Here is a 16,507-nt window from a genome sequence, read left to right on the forward strand (position 1 = left end):
TCAGGCCGCCTCGAGGATCGCCACGACGCCCTGGCCGCCGGCCGCGCAGATGGAGACGAGCCCGCGCGCGCCGGAGCCCTTCTCGTGGAGCAGCTTCGCCAGGGTGGCGAGGATGCGGCCGCCGGTGGCGGCGAAAGGGTGCCCCGCGGCGAGCGAGGAGCCGGTGACGTTGAGGGTGTCGCGGTCGATGCTCCCGAGGGGGGCGTCGAGGCCGAGTCGCTCGCGGCAGAACTCCTCGTCCTCCCAGGCCTTCATGGTCGACAGGACGGTGGCGGCGAAGGCCTCGTGGATCTCGTAGAGGTCGAAGTCCTGGAGGGTCAGGCCCTGGCGGGCGAGCATCCGCGGCACGGCGTAGGCCGGCGCCATGAGCAGGCCCTCGTCGCCGGAGACGTAGTCGACCGCGGCGGTCTCGCCGTCGACGAACCACGCGAGCGGCTTCAGTCCGTGCTCCTCGGCCCACTCCTGCGACCCGAGGAGCACCGCGGAGGCGCCGTCGGTCAGGGGGGTGGAGTTGCCGGCGGTCATCGTGGCGCCCGGCCCGTCGCCGAAGACGGTGCGCAGCGAGCCGAGCTTCTCGATGGTCGTGTCGGCCCGCAGGTTCTGGTCGCGGGTCAGCCCGAGGTAGGGCGTCATCAGGTCGTCGAAGAACCCGGCGTCGTAGGCGGCGGCGAGGTTCTGGTGGGAGGCGAGAGCGAGCTCGTCCTGGGCCTCGCGGGTGACGCCCCAGCGCTCTGCGGTGAGCGCCATGTGCTGGCCCATCGACATCCCCGTGCGCGGCTCGGTGTTGGCCGGGACCTGGACGCCCAGGTCGGTGGGCCGGATGGTGACGGCGGCCTTGGCACGCTCGGCCGCTGTCTTGGCACGGTTCAGGCGCAGCAGCTTGCGACGCAGCCGCTCCGGCACGACGATCGGCGCGTCGGAGGCGGAGTCGACGCCTCCGGCGATGCCCGAGTCGGCCTGCCCGAGGGCGATCTTGTTGGCGACGAGGACGGCGGCCTCGAGCCCCGTTCCGCAGGCCTGCTGGACGTCGTACGCCGGGGTGTCCGGTGACAGGCTCGAGCCGAGGACGGCCTCCCGGGTGAGGTTGAAGTCCCGGCTGTGCTTGATCACCGCACCGGCGACGACCTCGCCGAGCCGCTCCCCCGCGAGACCGTGCCGCGCCACGAGGCCCTCGAGCGCGGCGGTGAGCATGTCCTGGTTGGAGGCCTCGGCGTACGGGCCGAACTGCCGGGCGAACGGGATGCGGTTGCCGCCGAGGACGGCGGCGCGGCGGTGGGTGGTCACCGGTGGCTCCTGCGGGTGCGTCGGTGGCGGCGGCCGGTCGGCTCACCGCCCTTATCCGGTACGGACGGTATCAGGTACTACCGGTCCCTGCTACCGTCGGTGACCGTGACCTCCCCCGCACCGTCCACCGACGGCCGCAGCGCCCGGTGGGACGAGCACCGTCTCGCCCGCCGCCGAGAGCTCGTCGAGGCCACGCTGCGGGCCGTCCGCCGCCACGGTCCGGGAGCGGGGATGGACGAGATCGCCGCCGCGGCCGGAACCTCGAAAACCGTCGTCTACCGGCACTTCGCCGACCGTGCCGGGCTGTACGCCGCCGTTGCCGACCGCGTGGACGGCACGATCATCCGCGGCATCACCCGAGCGGCCGGGGACCCGCACTTTCCCGCGCGCGAGCCCCGCGACGTCGTACGCGCCGTCATCGGGGCCTACCTGCACCTCGTCGAGGACGACCCGGAGGTCTACCGGTTCATCGTCAACGCGCCGATCGTCCCGCCGGGCGAGCGCCCGCAGGGCGACGTCGCGGCCGGCATGACCGGGCGGATCGCCGACCACGTCGCGACCATCGTGGCGGCCGGGCGCGACGACGGGGTCGACCCCGGCACGGCCCACCTGTGGGGGGTGGCGCTGGTCGGGATGGTCCGGGCCGCCGCGGACGCATGGCTCGCCGAGGGTGCAGCCGGCGGTGGCGGCAGCGCCGACGACCTCGCCGACGCGCTCACCACGCTCGCGTGGGACGGGCTGCGTCCGCGCCGCTGACGGCTCTCAGGCGACCCACCAGGGCCGCAGCGGCAGGCCGTGCCGGCCCTGCTCGTCGAGCTTGACGCCGAGCACGTGGTGCAGCTGGACGTCGTCGCGCTCGAAGCCCAGCCGGGAGCCCGCCATGTAGAGGCCCCACACCCGCGCAGTGCCCTCCCCGACCTCGGCCACGCACTCGTCCCAGTGCGCGACGAGGTTGCGGCACCACGCGGCGAGGGTCAGCGCGTAGTGCGGGCGCAGGTTCTCCTCGTGCAGCACCTCGAGCCCACTGTTCTGGGCCTCGGTGATGATCCGCCCGGAGCCGGTCAGCTCGCCGTCGGGGAAGACGTACCGGTCGATGAACGGCCCGGTCTCCTGCCGCCGGTTGTGCGGCCGGGTGATGCAGTGGTTGAGCAGCAGCCCGCCTGTGCGGAGCCGCTCGCGGACGAAGCCGAAGTACGCCGGGTAGTTGCGCACCCCGACGTGCTCGGTGAGCCCGATCGAGGAGACCGCGTCGAACCCCGTCTCGGTGACGTCGCGGTAGTCGGCGTGCCGGACCTCCGCGTGGTCGGCGAGCCCTTGGTCCGCGATCGACTTCTGGGCCCAGAGCGCCTGCTGCCGCGACAGCGTGACCCCGAGCACCGACACCCCTCTCCGGGCGGCATAGCGCACCATGCCGCCCCACCCGCAGCCGATGTCGAGCAGCCGGTCGCCGGGCCGGAGCCCCAGCTTGTCGAACACGAGCCGGTACTTGTTCTCCTGTGCCTCCTCGAGGGTGGCATCGGGGCTCGGGTAGCACGCGCACGTGTAGGTCATGGACGGACCGAGCACCATCTCGTAGAAGCGGTTGGAGACGTCGTAGTGGCGCTGGATGGCGTCTGCGTCGCGGGTCAGCGAGTGCCGGACCCCCTCGGCGATGCGCCGCCACCGCGGGAGCGCCTCCTGCGGTGGTGGCGGCGGCGGGGTGAGCCCCCGGGCCCCCAGCAGCCGAGAGAGCTGGAGGACCGTGGCTCTCGTCGGGCGGCGGAAGCGCAGGTCGGACATCGCGACGAGGAGCGAGTACGGGTCGCCCGGGTGCGACCCGCTGACCGTGAGGTCTCCCGTGACGTACGCGCGGGCGAGCCCGAGGTCGCCGGGAGCGGTCGCGAGGTACGACAGCCCCCGGGGTGTCTCGATGCTCAGCCCGTGGCCGGCGTCCTCCGGGCCGGCGGACGAGCCGTCGTAGGCCCTCACCCGGACGGTCAGCGGGTGCTCGACGACGGAGGCGACGATGTCGGCGATGCTCACGGTCGTGTCCTTCCTGCGGGCTCAGGCGCCCCGCACGGCCTTGGCGTACAGGTCGGGCAGCCTGTGGGCCGGGTCGTAGCGGGCCTTGACCGCACGGTAGGCGGAGCCGCCGTAGTGCGACCAGAAGGTGTCCTCGTCGTAGAACGCCTCGGAGTAGAGCGACTTGTGGCCCCCGTGGGCGCTCACGGCGTCCTCGATGCGCCGGTTCGTGCTGCCCGGCTCCCCCGGAACGGCGGGCACGGTCGACCAGAAGCCGACGTTGACGTAGGTCTCGCCCGGTCGCAGCGGGTAGAGCGTCCACGGCAGGTCGTCGCGAAGCCGCAGCGGACACAGCCAGACGGGCTCGATCGGGACCTCCGCGAGGAACCATCGCAGGAACTCGGCCGTACGCCGCAGCGGGACCTCGACGTCCTGGACGACGCGCTCCCGTGGCGGCCTGCCCTGCCGGGTCTCGAGGCGGTCGGCGACACCGAAGCGGCGGTCGAGGGCGACGAGCCTCCAGTAGACGCTCGAGCGCAGGTACCGCCTCGGCCAGAGTCTCCGGACCGCGGGGTGCTGGGCGCCGAACGCGCGGCTGCACCAGAACCAGTCGGTGTCCCAGCGCCACAGGTAGTCGTGGGTCGTGAGGGTGTCCCGGGTCGGCCGTGGGCCGTCGTGCCGGATGCTCCGGTAGAAGATCCCGGAGCCCGTGTAGTCGCTCGTCGGGCCGGGGTCGTCGGTGCGCCGGCCCAGCACCAGGTAGGACTCGTCGGCGCTGAACACGACGCCGTCGAGGTAGTCGGCCGCCTCGCCGTCGTACTCCCCCGCGGCGACGACGTCACCGAGGGTGTCGACGAGGGCGTCGAGGTCGTGGAACCGGACGTGCCGCAGGGACACCGTCCGGCCGACGGGCTCGAGCGCGATCCGCAGCCGGGTGGCGTACCCGAGCGTCCCGTAGCTGTTCGGGAACGCACGGAAGAGCTCGGTGTGCCGGCCGTGGCCGTCGGTGGTGACGACCTCGCCCGCGCCGGTCAGGACGTCCATCTCGAGGACCGACTCGTGCGGCAGCCCGCTACGCCACGAGGCGGACTCGATGCCGAGCCCCGTGACCGCCCCGCCGAGGGTGATCGTGCGCAGCTGCGGCACGACGAGCGGGGTGAGTCCGTACGGGAGGGTGGCGTCGACGAGGTCCTCGTAGGTGCACATGCCCTGGACGTCGGCCGTCCGACCGGCGGGGTCGACCCCGACGACGCCGGTCAGCCCGCTCGGGTCGAGACGGGGGGTATCGACGGCGGTCCGGGCGCGGAAGAGGTTGCTCGTGCGCTTCCCGAGCCGCACCGGCGCGCCCTCCGGGATGCCGCGGTAGCTGGCGACGAGCCGCTGCACGCCGCGGTCATGGAGTCTCCCCCCGGCGGTCGCCGGGGTCGTGCCCGCGCTCACTCGGTGTCCCCGACGACCTCGACGACGTCACCGGACCGCACGGTGCCGGCCGCCCCCACCGAGGCGTACAGGCCGGCGCAGTGGTTGCCGGTGGGCTCGACCGCCAGGAGCACCTCCCCCACCCGCAGGACCTGCCCGGCCAGCGCCTCGACCACGGACGTGGGGGCGTCGAGGACGAGGTTGGCACGAGTGTGGGGTGAGTCGTGGCCGACGAGCGACACCGCGGCCTTCTTGGGCCGGTCCCCCTCGACGCCGTGGGCGTCGACCCGGGCCGTGTCGTGCAAGACGCCGTCCTCCCCCCGCTGGGGGAAGGTGTGGATCGTGCGGACCCTCATCACGGCCATGCACTACACATACACCCAGGGACCGTCGACGCGGCACCGTCCTGCGCGACGGACGCGGGACGACATGAGAAGGGCGCGACACTGGTTGAGCCGGGCCGAGCGGTTCGGCGTGCACCGTCGCAGGGCGGCGGTCGACCTTTGCCCCCGGTCAGTCCCGATCCGCGCGCGAGGTCTGGATGAACGGCACCTCCCCGAAGCAGGCGAGGTGTACTCCGACGGCTTGACGCTCATGGAGGTGCGGTTGCGCTTCGGGGTCAGCCGGCAGACAGCGCGCCGTGCGCTTGTGACCGAGGGGGCGATCCGTCCGAGCGGCTGTCGTTCCATGATAAAACATGTCTTATAGATGTCTGGATATGTTTTAAGGAGGTTTGTGATGGCGAAGCGCACGGTTCCGCTGCGCCCTCACGTGCAGGACGCCCTGAGCGTGTGGGGTCAGCTCATCAGGCGGGGTCGGCTCGACCGAGCCTGGACTGCCAAAGACCTCGCCGCCCGCGCGAACGTCTCGGAGCAGACCGTGCTCTCAGCAGAGGCCGGCCACCGTGGCACCGCCGTCGGCACCATGATGGATCTGGCCGACCTCGTTGGCATCCCCATCTTCGGGATCGAAGACCGTTCCGAGATCGCGATCCGTCGTCAGCGCGGCGAGGAGATGCTCGCTCTGCTCCCAAGCCGCGTACGCCGGACCAAGGCAGGAACCATCGATGACGACTTCTGAGGAGCTCTACGTCTGGACGTGGCTACCGAGCCAGACCGAGCCCGTCCTGGCCGGAAGGGTGGACCGGGCTGGGCCGCTCTTCACCTTCATCTACGCGCTGAGGTACCGATCGCGGCCGGATGCCATCAGTCTGTTCGCGCCTGAGCTTCCGCTGCGCCCCGGCATCCACGAGCCGGCAGACGGACTGACCATCGCGGGTGTCCTGAGGGACGGGAGTCCCGACAGGTGGGGGCGGGGTGTCATCGAACGCCGACGAGGGGCCGCACCTAACTCCCTCAGCGAAATCGACTACATGCTGAGCTCAAGCTCGAATCGCTTCGGAGCGCTGGACTTCCAAGCCAGTCGTGAGAACTACGTTCCGCGGGATGACTCGGCGACCCTCGATGAGCTGCACCGGGCCGCGATCATCCTCGATGAGGGCGGAGAACTACCGGCGGGCCTTGACGCTGCGCTGATCCATGGCACGAGCCTGGGAGGCGCCCGGCCGAAGGCGACCCTCACCAGTAACGACGGGAGTCAGTGGCTCGCGAAGTTCGCGTCATCCGGCGACCGCGTGTTCTCAGTGGTGAATGCCGAGGGCGCGATGCTTGAGCTTGCACGCCGGGCAGGGATCAACGTCCCCGAGAGCAAGGTCGTCCCGTCTCTTGGCAAAGAGGTCCTTCTCGTCCGGCGGTTCGACCGAGATGCCACAGGAGGAAGGCGCCACGTGGTATCCGGTCTGACCATGGCGCAGACCGACGAGATGTACGCGCGGTACGTGTCCTACCCGCAGATCCTCGATGTGCTTCGTCTGTACGCGAAGGATGCGTCTCAGCCCGGGCCTGAGCTCTTCCGGCGCATCGCGATGAACATCGCCATCAGCAACAACGATGACCACGCCCGGAACCACGCCGCATTCTGGGACGGGAGGCACCTGGAGCTGACCCCGACTTACGACCTCGCGCCCGGGCCAAGGTCCGGGGATACATTCGAGCAGGCCATGGCTTTTGGGCGAGGCGACCACGGCGCGAAGGTGTCCACCTTCGCGGCTCTGGTTCGTGAGTCGGAGACCTACGGGCTCAGCGCGGCACAAGCTCGGGACATCATCGACGATCTCGTGTCAGCCATCCGTGACAACTGGAATGACGCTGCGGAGGTCGCGCGCTTGAGCGCCGCAGACAAGCAGAACCTTCGCGAGAGGCAGATCCTTCCGAGGGCGGCCTTCTTCGACTATGAAGACACACAGCTCTGACGGCGCCTGTGCAACCAGGCCTTCTTCACCAAGGTCTCCATCGAGGAGGACGACCAGCTCCGCGTCGAGGACAACCGGCCTTCGAGATGCTGCTCGACCCCGAGGTCAACGCCAACGCCCTCAACTGGGCTCAGAACGCCGACGAGGCTCGGACCCCAGCCAACAATTCTGTTGGCCAGGGTCGAGCCTCGTGCGCGGGGTGGATGTGAAGGGACTCGAACCCCTGACCTCTCGCGTGTGAAGCGAACGCTCTAACCAGCTGAGCTACACATCCGGGTGCCGTGCGGCGTGCCGAGGATACCCGGCGGCGGCGGAGCGGCGGAAATCGGCCCGCGGTCCCTCAGCGGGAGAGCCCCGCGTACTGGGTCAGCCACTGCGTGAGTCCCTGCGGGAGGAACTCCGGCAGACCCATGAGGCGCAGCGACAGCCACACGACGCCCGCGACGAACGCGAAGGTCGCGAGCCCGATGAGGACCTGCACGACACGTGGCTGCGCCATGACCCAGTGCTCCCACGCCCGCACGTGGCGCTTGACGAACTCGAGCAGCCGCTGCGCCCGCTCGAACTCCGTGGCCCACACGGCGATGCCGAGGATGACGATGAACCATCCCGGACCCGGGAGCGGGACGAGCACGAGCCCGCCCGCGACGAGGACCAGGCCCAGCACGCCCACGCCGTACCGGTAGACGCGGTGCGTCGCCGCGTTCGACCTCACCCGTCGGCGCCAGGCCCAGTCCTGCGATGTCTCGTCCAAGGTCGCGTCACCCTCCGCCGTGGTCATCCGCTCGTCGGTCACGGGTCGACACCTCGCGCGGCGTGCCGGGCCCAGACCTCCTGGACCTTGGTCGTGACCGGTCCCGGTGTGGGCCGCGTCCGGCCGTCGACCGCGGAGACGGGCATGACGTCCTTGATCGACGAGGTGAGGAAGACCTCGTCCGCGTCGCCCAGGGCGCTCGTCGGCAGCGGCTCCTCGCGGACCTCGATGCCGTCGGCGCGACACCACTCGAGGACCAGCTCGCGGGTGACGCCGGCCAGGCAGCCGCTGTCGAGCGGCGGGGTACGTACGACCCCGCCCGAGACGACGAACACGTTGCTGCCGGTGCCCTCGCACAGCTCGTCGCGGGTGTTGCCCAGGACCGCCTCGACGGCGCCCCGCTCGTGCGCGTACGCGAGGGCGACGACGTTGTCGGCGTAGGAGGTGGTCTTGAGCCCCGCGGTGGCCGCGCGTTCGTTGCGCACCCAGGGCACCGTGACGACGGCTCCCACGGCGGCCGGCCGGGCGTGGGGCACTGCGGTGACGATGTACGTGAGCTCCGAGCCGAGCCGGTCCGAGCCCAGCGGGCCTCGCCCGCCGGTGACGGTCCAGCGCAGCCTCCCGAACGGGACGGAGGCACCGGACAGCACCGCCCGCACGCCCTCGAGGATGCGGTCGTGGTCGGCCCGCGGCAGCCCCAGCCCCGCCATCGTGCGATCCATCCGCGCCAGGTGCCGGCCCAGCGCGAACGGCGTGCCGTCCTCCACCTTGAGGGTCTCGAAGGCACCGTCGCCGACCGTCACGCCGTGGTCGACAGCACTCACGGCGGGGCCGTCCGGCGGGACGAGGGCGCCGTCCACCCACACCCGGATGTCCGTCATGCCTCACAGCCTCCCAGACGTCTGCACGCTTCCCGTGGCAAGTCCGACGAGACGCGCCGCCTTGAGCGCCGTCTCGTCCCACTCCCCAACGGCCGAGCTGCCCCAGGTGATCCCGGCCCCGGTGCCGAACCTCAGGACCCGGAGCCCGTCGTCGCGCCGGGCCGCCCAGAAGGTCCTGATGCCGACCGCGAGACGGGCGGTCCCCCGGTCGGCGTCGACCCACCCCACGGCCCCGCAGTACGGCCCGCGCGGCACCGGCTCGAGGTCGGCGACCGCCTGGAGAGCGGTGTGCTTCGGGGCGCCGCTGACCGACCCCGGCGGGAAGGTCGCCCCGAGCACGTCCGTCCACGCGACCCCGGCGCGCAGGCGGCCGCAGACCTCCGAGACGAGGTGCACCAGCCCCGGATGCTCCTCGAGCCGGCAGAGGGCGTCGACCGCGACGGTGCCCGGACGGCTCACGTGCCCGAGATCGTGGCGCACGAGGTCGACGATCATGACGTTCTCGGCGTAGTCCTTCGCCAGCAGCCCCCCGACGTCGGACGCGGTCCCCTTGATCGGCCAGGACGACAAGTGCTCGCCGTCGCGGAGCAGGAACGCCTCGGGCGACGCGCAGGCCACCTCGAGCCCGGCCTCCGGCACGTCGACCGTGCCGGCGAAGGGCGCGGGGTTACCGGCCGCCAGGAGCGCGCCGAGGTCCGCGAGCCGCGCGTCCTCCGGGAGGTCGTGCTCGAGCACCCGGCAGAGGTTCACCTGGTACACGGTGCCCGCGGCGATCCGACGCCGGACCTCCTCGACCGCGGCCATGTAGCCGGCCTCGTCGAGGCTCGTCCGCCAGCTCCCGCCCAGGCGCGGCCACGACGCGGCGTCACCGGGGGGCGCCGGGCATCCACGCTCGACCGCACGCATCCGCACCGCGGTGAGCACCCCCTCAAAGGTCAGGACGACCACCCAGAAGCCGTGGGTCAGTGCCGCGGCGTCGTGGACGACCTCCTCGGCCCCGCGGGCCGCGACCGACCGGAACCAGGCCTGTGCCACGCCGAGCAGCCTAAGCCCCGCCGGCACGCGCGACGGGGCGCGGCCGACGACGGTGTCGGCCACGCCCCGTGGCACGTGGGGCCGCGTCAGGCGGTGACGCTGGCCTCCTGGTCGAGGGCCGCCGCCACCCGGCGGTGCGCCGCCCAGATCTCCTCGGGCAGGTCGGCGAAGTGTCCGAGGTGCTCCTCGCGGTGCTGCATCTCCTCGCGCCACCGCTCGACGTCGATGGTGAGGATGGTGTCGAGGTCCGCCTCGTCGATCTCCAGCCCCTCGAGGTCGAGCTCGTCCTTGAGCGGGATGGTGCCGACGGCCGTGCGGCGGCCGGTCACCTCGCCCTTCTTCAGCTGCATGAGCCAGAGCAGGGCGCGGAGGTTCTCCCGGTAGCCGGGCCACCGGAAGTGCCCGTCCTCGGGGTGGCGCTGGAACCAGTTGACGTGGGCGAACAGCGGCTGCGTCCTGGCCGCGCCCACGATCTTCAGCCAGTGCGCGGCGTACGGGCCCTCGGGGTAGGCCATGAAGGGGCGCATCGACATCGGGTCGTAGCGGAGCTTGCCCTCGACGCCCTCGGCCGCGGCGGTGGCCTCGGCGCCGAGGGTCAGGCCGTCGTAGACGCCCTCGGCGAGGTCGTCGATGGCGCGCACGAGCGGCTCGCGGTCACGCGTGCGCCCGCCGAAGATGATCGCGTCGATCCGGACGCCCTTGGGGTCCTCGAAGTCGTCCGCGACGTTGGGCACGTTCGCGAGCGTCGTCGTGAACCGGCTGTTCGGGTGGGCCCAGGGGTCACCGGACTCGTCGGGGTTGCGGTCGGCGACGAGCTCGCCCTTCCAGTCCCGCCATCCGGTGACGTCTTCCGGCGGGGCGGCGGTCTTGCCCTCCCACCAGACCTCGTGGGTGTCCTCGTTGTAGGCGACGTTCGTGAAGAGCGACTGCGTCCCGGGGGCGATGGAGTCCAACGCGGTCGGGTTGGTCCTCCCGTTGGTGTCCTTGGCGACCCCGAAGACGCCGTTCTCGGGGTTGAGCCCGTAGAGCTCGCCGTCCTCGCCGATCCACAGCCAGGCGATGTCGTCGCCGTAGAACGAGACGTGGTAGCGGTCGCCGAGGGCGTCGGGCGCGAGCGTCATCGCGAGGTTGGTCTTCCCGGAGGCGCTCGGGAAGCCACCGCAGATGTGGTACTTCTCGCCGGTCTGCTTGTCCGTGATCCCGAGGAGCATGAACTGCTCGCCGAGGAACTCCCCCGACGCCCAGCCGTCGTAGGCGGCCTGGCGCAGCCCGTGCGCGATCTTGCCGAGCAGCGCGTTGCCGCCGTAGCTGCTGCCGAAGTGCAGGATCGTGCGCTCGTCTGCGACGGTGACGAAGTACCGCTCGTCCTCGTCCGTACCCTGCCCGAGGTTGGGCAGGTCGCCGGTGACGTGCACGGCCCGCACGAACATCTCCGGCTCGTCGAGGTCGTTGATGAGGTCGATGCCCACCCGGGCCATCCGGATCATGTGCAGGCACACCGTGCGGTTGTCGGTGATCTCCACCCCGGCTGCGTAGCGCTCGAGCGGCGAGCCGGGCGGGGCCATGAGGTACGGGATGACGTACATCGTCTTGCCCGCCATCGCCCCTTTCATGTGCCCCTCCACCACGGGGCGGATCTCGTCGGTGTGCCGCCAGTTGTTGTAGACGCCCTCGTCCTCCGGGCGGCTCGTGGCCACGATGGTGCGCTCCTCGGAGCGCGCGGTGTCCTTCGCGTAGCTGCGGGAGTAGTAGAGGCCCTCGCCGGCAGGCTGGATCTCGCCGGCCCCGAGCGACTCCTGGATCAGGCGGGCGTCGTCGGAGGCGCTCACCACCTCGATGCGCTCGGCTCCGAGGAAGTCCGCCCAGTGCAGGACGTACTCGCGCACCGCGGGGTTGGTCAGCCCCGCATCGTCCAACGACTTCTCCAGGTCGGCCACTTCTGCTCACCCATTCCGCTCGGTTCGATCGCGTGCTGCAGCCCCGGACCGGCACCACGACGGCGGGGTGGCCGCTCTCCGAGATGCCCATTGCATCGCACCCCGGTGGCGCTGGCCACCGTCCAGCGGGCCCGGGATGGGAGGGCTTGGTCACACTCGGGCCGGCAGGCGAGACGTGGGTCACATGTACTGGCGGGTAGGGGTCCCGGGAGACGACTTCGCATGCGCGACAACGTTGTCAGTGGAGAAGTTCCGAGCAGAGAGGAAGGGGCGAGTCGCCGGCCTCACGACGCGCCTTCCCCGGACCCGCCTCAGTCGACCGGTTCCAGCTGCTCGGCGGCGAGCCGGAGGCGCCGCGCCTGGGCTTCCACCTCGTCCTGCGTGGCGGTGCCCGCCGCGAGCACGTCGCGGGACGCCTCGAGCTGCTCGAGGAACACCCCGAAGTCGATCTCGTGGTACCGGTCGCCGTCGTCGGCGAGCGGGGCGTAGGTGTCGACGGCGTCCTGGAGGACCGCGAAGTCCACCGGGACGTCCTGCTCGGCAGAGGCGTCGGAGTCGACGAACGTCAGGCTGTCGATGTTCGCCACGTACGGGTGCCCCGAGTCGTAGGCGTCGGTACGCAGCACCAGCGCCAGCTCGTGCGTGCCCCGCAGCGGCTCCGGAAGCGTGATGGTCGCTGTGCCGGCGCTGGACCAGCTCGAGCCCGTCGTGGGCAGGGCGACGGTCGCGTACGGTTCCCCGGGGTCGTCCGGGTCGAACCCGTCGACGTACAGGTCGATCGCCGAGTCACGCCCGCACCGGCCCGAGTTGTGGACGTAGTGGACGGACAGCTCGTCGTGGGCGGCCGGGCCGAGGTCGACCTCGGCGTAGGTGAGCCAGTCGCCGTCGTGCGTGCCGCCGACGTTCGTCACGGCGCCGTCGTCCCAGGTCGAGCTCTCCTTCTTGAGGCTGCCCCCGGAGGTCTCCGCCCAGTCCTCCGCCTCGACGGCGACCGCGCTGGGTGAGCCGGTGGTGAAAGTCAGGTTGTCGATGTTCGCCACGTAGGGGTGGCCGTCGTAGGCGTCCGTGCGCAGCCGCAGGTACACCTCGTGGGTGCCGCTGACGGTCCCCGGCAGCATCGCGGTGGCGATGCCGTCGTCGCCCCATCCCGACCCGGTCCGGGCGAGCCCGACCGTCGCGAACGGCTCACCGGGGTCGGCCGGGTCGAACTCGTCGAGGTAGACGTCGACCGCCGAGTTCTCACCGCACCGCGAGGAGTTGTTGACGTAGTGGACGGCCACCTCGCCGAGGTCGCGGTCACCGAAGTCGACGGGCCCGTAGGCGAGCCAGTCGCCGTCGTGCGTGCCACCGATGTTGGTCAGCGACTCCCCGCTCCACGTGCTGCTCTCGTTCTTCAGGCCGCCGCCGGAGTTCTCGGTCCAGTCCTCGGCCTCCACGACGACGCCGCCCAGGCCCGGGTCGACCGCACCCGGGTCGTCCGCGCTGAGCCGGAACCAGTCGAAGTTCCCCACCCACGAGCGTCCGGACGGGGCGTGGAACACGAACGTGACCCGCTCGGCGTCGACGAGGGCCTGCGGGTCGCTCAGCCGCGCCGTCGTCTCGGCGTAGGTGCCCCAGGCGCCGGTGCCGGTGAGGTCGACGGCCGCCAGGAGCGCGCCGTCCGCGTCACCAGCGTGCACCTCCAGGGTGCTGGGCTGCTCCGACGCCGAGAAGTTCGTCGCGTAGCGGACCGACACGTAGCCCGGCTGCTCGTCGTCCTCGAAGTACAGACCCTGGTACTGGACCCACGAGCCGTCCCGGACCCCACCCAGGTTGCCGGCCGAGCTGTTGGCCTCGTTCTTGAGCTCACCACCGGACCAGGCGTCGGAGTCCTCGCCCTGCAGCACGCGGAAGCCGCCCTCGTCGATGGCGAGACCGTCGATCGCCGCCTGCAGCGCGTCGGCCCCGAAGCGCAGGTCGACACTGGAGGCGTCGTCGTCGGCCAGCAGCTCACGCGCGGTGTCGAGCGCGTCCTGCAGGGCCGTGAAGGACCGCAGCGAGTAGCTGGCCCGCCGGACCTCGGCGGCCCGGTCGACCAACGCCTGGAGCTCGACACGCTCCGCCGCCGCGACGGAGAGCCGGAGCGGCGACCGGTTGGACACGCCCTGCCCGTGCACCTCCGAGGCCCGGACGCGACCGGTGAACGCGCGGTCCGTGAACGCCACGTAGAAGCGGGCGTCGGCCGTGGCGGACCCGCGGAGGGTGACCCGTGCGGTCGTCCCGCCGGTGACGGTGACCTTCGCGCGGACGCTGCTCGGCAGGCCCTTGACGGTCGCGGCGCCCCAGCGCGTCAGGTCCCGGCCCCGGGGGCCGGCGAACCGGGCGCCACGGTGCAGCCGCAGCGTGACCGAGGCGTCGACGCCGCCGTCGGCCGCGGCCTCGACGACCATCGGGTCGGCGGTGACGACCGGCGGCTCGGGGGCCTCGTCGGACGCCGTGCTCATCGAGTAGGCGGGGTCGGTGGTGGAGCCCCACCGGCTGGGCCGGTCGCTCATCCGGAAGGTGAGGTCGCCGCCCCCCACGATGTCGGCGTAGTCGACCCAGGTGTTGCCGAACCGCTTGCCGTCCAGCGTCGCCGACCTGATGTAGAAGTCGTCGGTCGAGACCCCGCGGGCCCGGATCGTGAAGCGGCGGCCGCTGTCGTAGGAGATGACCGCCGAGTCGAAGAACGGCGAGCCGATCTGCAGCTGCGAGGACCCGGACGTCACCGGGAACAGGCCGAGCGCGGCGGCGACGAACATCGTCGACATCGTGCCGGCGTCGTTGTCCATCGTCGGGAGCAGGCCCTGGGGGCTGAGCTTGTAGACCTGCGTCTTCACCGGCGGAGTGAACTCCCCACCGCCACTGGGGGCCTCGCTCGTGCTGCCCGTGCCCAGGTAGCGGTTCCAGGTCTCCTTCGTGTAGATCGCGCGGACCCACTTCTGGGTCAGGCTCGGCTCCCCGACGTAGTTGAAGAGGTACGGCGCCTGCAGGTCGATCTCGTTGGAGTTGGAGTGCAGCATGCCGGAGCCGTCGTCCGGGGCGTCCTCGCCGAACATGTGCCGGAGGGCGAGCAGGGTGGCGTCCCGGCCGCCCGTGGCGTCGACGAGGGCGTCCATGTCGTACGCGTCGTACCAGTGGTACTGCCACAGCGTGCCCTGGTAGAGGCGGGCTGCCTCGAACCTCTCGTAGTCGGCGTCGACCCAGTCGCCGTCGCCGTTCCGCGGGGTGAGCACACCCACCTCGGTGCCGTCCTCCGCCGTCCAGGCACCGGGCTTGACGAGGTTCTGGATCGGGAGCGCGGCCTGCCGGCGCAGCTCAGCTGCCTCGTCGTCCTTGCCGAGCGCGTCGGCGACCTCGGCCAGCGCCCACTGGTCGTAGCCCAGCTGCACGGCGTCACCGGGACGGTCCGGGATGTAGCCGCGGGCCAGGTCGTCCTCGCTGTAGCCGCCGACGAGCCGCTCGATACCAGGGTAGGCCTCGTCCAGCCGGTCCAGCCCGGTGTAGCCCTTGTTCAGCGCGTCCGCGAGGACCAGCGCCGAGCGCTCCCACCGGATCGTGGGGGCGGCGTGCATGAGGCTGCCGAGGTTCCTGCCGCCGGCGGCCTCGGCGTCGGCGAACAGGTAGACCATCGACTGCACCATGTCGCGGTACATCTCGGGGTCGATGTAGGAGAAGACCGAGTACTTGCGGAAGTCGTCCCAGGTGGACCAGCCGTCGTAGTACGTGAAGCCCTGCGCGGAGTGCACCCGGCCGTCGACACCGCGATAGGTGCCGGAGGTGCTCGTCGTGTTCGCCGGGAGCGCGAACATCCGGTACAGGTGCGTGTAGAACAGCTTCTTCAGCTCACCGGTCGGGTCCGTGGCCACCGAGCCGGTGACCGCGACCTTGCCGAGCCTGTCGTTCCACACGTCGTGGCTCTCGGTGCGGATGTCGTCGAACGACCTCTCGCCCAGCTCGACCCGCTGGTCGGTCCTCGCCTGCGCGGCACTGATCGGGGACAGCGTGACGCGCAGCTCGATGTCGCCGGCGTCGGCCGGGTCGAAGGTCAGGACGGCACCGGTGTCCCGCCCCTCCCGGCGGGTGGCGTCGGTGAGGCCGCCTGCGTCGTCCCACGTCCGCACACCGGTGACCGGCTGACCGGTCTCGGCGTGGTAGTGGAGCGTGTACGACGCGTTGTAGAAGTGGCCGACGATCGTGCCGCTCAGCGCGGCGCGGCCGTCCTCCAGCATGGTCACGCGCAGGTCCGACGCCACGCGGCGGGTGTTGTTCGTGCTGAGGTCGACGACCAGCGATGGCGTCGAACCCTGGGGGAAGGAGTAGTGGTGCGCGCCGGAGCGGACGGTCGCGGCGACCTGCGCGTCGATGGTCCCCGCGGCGTCACCGATACCGCCGTCCTCGCCCGCGATGTTGCCCAGCCCGACCCGGTAGTACCCGGGCTCGGCGTCCTCGTCGTCGTGCGAGAACGAGTGGGCGTAGGTGCTCGTCGCGGGTCGTGAGGTGTAGCTGCCCGACGTCGGCACGACGAGGATGTCGCCGCCACCACCGGAGCCGCCCACGCCGTCGAGGTTGGTGTGGGTGAACCCGAGGATGTGGTCCTCGGTGTACTCGTACCCCGTGTGGTTGCGCTCCGGGTAGGTCCGGGGGTTGACCTTGGCCAGCCCGTTGGGGGCCTGGGCGCCCGGCATGTCGTTGCCGTCGTCCTCCTGCGTGCCCACGAACGGGTCCACCAAGGCGGTGTAGTCGGTCGTGGATGGTCCGGGCCACGGCCACGTCGCCGGTGCGGCGGCCACGGGTGCGGCCGCCGCGGGGGCGGCTCCGACGGTGCACAGCGTCGCGGACACCAGAGCGGCGAGGCGTTGCGCCC

At 71.5% G+C, this 16,507-nt stretch carries 12 protein-coding genes and 1 tRNA gene; 3 read left to right on the plus strand and 10 right to left on the minus strand.

Annotated features, from left to right (window positions below; genetic code table 11):
• A complete protein-coding gene (locus tag JQN72_RS06695; protein WP_204134397.1) occupies positions 1 to 1,284 on the minus strand; it encodes an acetyl-CoA C-acetyltransferase in 1,284 nt (427 codons plus the stop codon).
• 105 nt (positions 1,285 to 1,389) lie between these two features.
• On the opposite strand from JQN72_RS06695, the gene JQN72_RS06700 reads away from it, so the two are divergent.
• The gene (locus JQN72_RS06700) at positions 1,390 to 2,040 is read left to right on the plus strand and encodes a TetR/AcrR family transcriptional regulator (protein ID WP_307812473.1); all 651 of its coding nucleotides are present in this window, start codon (positions 1,390 to 1,392) and stop codon (positions 2,038 to 2,040) included.
• Positions 2,041 to 2,046: 6 nt separating this feature from the next.
• Here JQN72_RS06700 and JQN72_RS06705 read toward each other — a convergent pair whose 3' ends face one another.
• The 3 genes from JQN72_RS06705 to JQN72_RS06715 are packed head-to-tail and all read right to left on the minus strand — an operon-like array spanning position 2,047 to position 5,069.
• Complete coding sequence (locus JQN72_RS06705; RefSeq protein ID WP_307812474.1) at positions 2,047 to 3,306, minus strand: class I SAM-dependent methyltransferase; 1,260 nt, start codon at positions 3,304 to 3,306, stop codon at positions 2,047 to 2,049.
• Positions 3,307 to 3,327: 21 nt separating this feature from the next.
• Complete coding sequence (locus JQN72_RS06710; RefSeq protein ID WP_307812475.1) at positions 3,328 to 4,671, minus strand: FAD-binding oxidoreductase; 1,344 nt, start codon at positions 4,669 to 4,671, stop codon at positions 3,328 to 3,330.
• A gap of 50 nt (positions 4,672 to 4,721) precedes the next feature.
• Positions 4,722 to 5,069: a hypothetical protein gene (locus JQN72_RS06715; RefSeq protein WP_204134400.1), complete on the minus strand. Its 348-nt coding sequence runs from the start codon at positions 5,067 to 5,069 to the stop codon at positions 4,722 to 4,724.
• Positions 5,070 to 5,442: 373 nt separating this feature from the next.
• Here JQN72_RS06715 and JQN72_RS06720 point away from each other — a divergent pair, with 373 nt between their 5' ends.
• On the plus strand, positions 5,443 to 5,784 hold the full coding sequence (locus JQN72_RS06720; RefSeq protein WP_204134401.1) for a helix-turn-helix transcriptional regulator: 342 nt from the start codon (positions 5,443 to 5,445) through the stop codon (positions 5,782 to 5,784).
• Entirely contained in the window at positions 5,771 to 7,015 is a 1,245-nt protein-coding gene (locus JQN72_RS06725; RefSeq protein ID WP_204134402.1) for a type II toxin-antitoxin system HipA family toxin, read from the plus strand. The genes JQN72_RS06720 and JQN72_RS06725 overlap by 14 nt, the downstream gene beginning before the upstream one ends.
• Positions 7,016 to 7,215: 200 nt before the next feature.
• On the opposite strand, the gene JQN72_RS06730 is transcribed toward JQN72_RS06725, so the two are convergent.
• The 6 genes from JQN72_RS06730 to JQN72_RS06755 form a co-directional block, all read right to left on the minus strand.
• Positions 7,216 to 7,289: transfer RNA gene (locus JQN72_RS06730), tRNA-Val, on the minus strand.
• Between the two features lie 66 nt (positions 7,290 to 7,355).
• Positions 7,356 to 7,811, minus strand: coding sequence for a TIGR02611 family protein (locus JQN72_RS06735; RefSeq protein ID WP_307812476.1), 456 nt, complete (start codon positions 7,809 to 7,811; stop codon positions 7,356 to 7,358).
• The gene (locus JQN72_RS06740; RefSeq protein ID WP_204134403.1) at positions 7,808 to 8,650 is read right to left on the minus strand and encodes an aminotransferase class IV; all 843 of its coding nucleotides are present in this window, start codon (positions 8,648 to 8,650) and stop codon (positions 7,808 to 7,810) included. Before JQN72_RS06740 ends, JQN72_RS06735 begins: the two co-directional genes overlap by 4 nt.
• A gap of 3 nt (positions 8,651 to 8,653) precedes the next feature.
• Entirely contained in the window at positions 8,654 to 9,685 is a 1,032-nt protein-coding gene (locus JQN72_RS06745) for a chorismate-binding protein (RefSeq protein WP_307812478.1), read from the minus strand.
• 86 nt (positions 9,686 to 9,771) lie between these two features.
• Positions 9,772 to 11,622, minus strand: a complete 1,851-nt coding sequence (locus tag JQN72_RS06750) for a phosphoenolpyruvate carboxykinase (GTP) (protein WP_204134404.1) — start codon at positions 11,620 to 11,622, stop codon at positions 9,772 to 9,774.
• A gap of 311 nt (positions 11,623 to 11,933) precedes the next feature.
• Positions 11,934 to 16,370, minus strand: a complete 4,437-nt coding sequence (locus tag JQN72_RS06755) for a glycoside hydrolase domain-containing protein (protein ID WP_204134405.1) — start codon at positions 16,368 to 16,370, stop codon at positions 11,934 to 11,936.
• Positions 16,371 to 16,507 lie beyond the last annotated feature (137 nt).

Origin of the sequence: Phycicoccus sp. CSK15P-2, from assembly GCF_016888005.1 — a bacterium.
In the GTDB taxonomy this organism is placed as follows: Bacteria; Actinomycetota; Actinomycetes; order Actinomycetales; family Dermatophilaceae; genus Phycicoccus.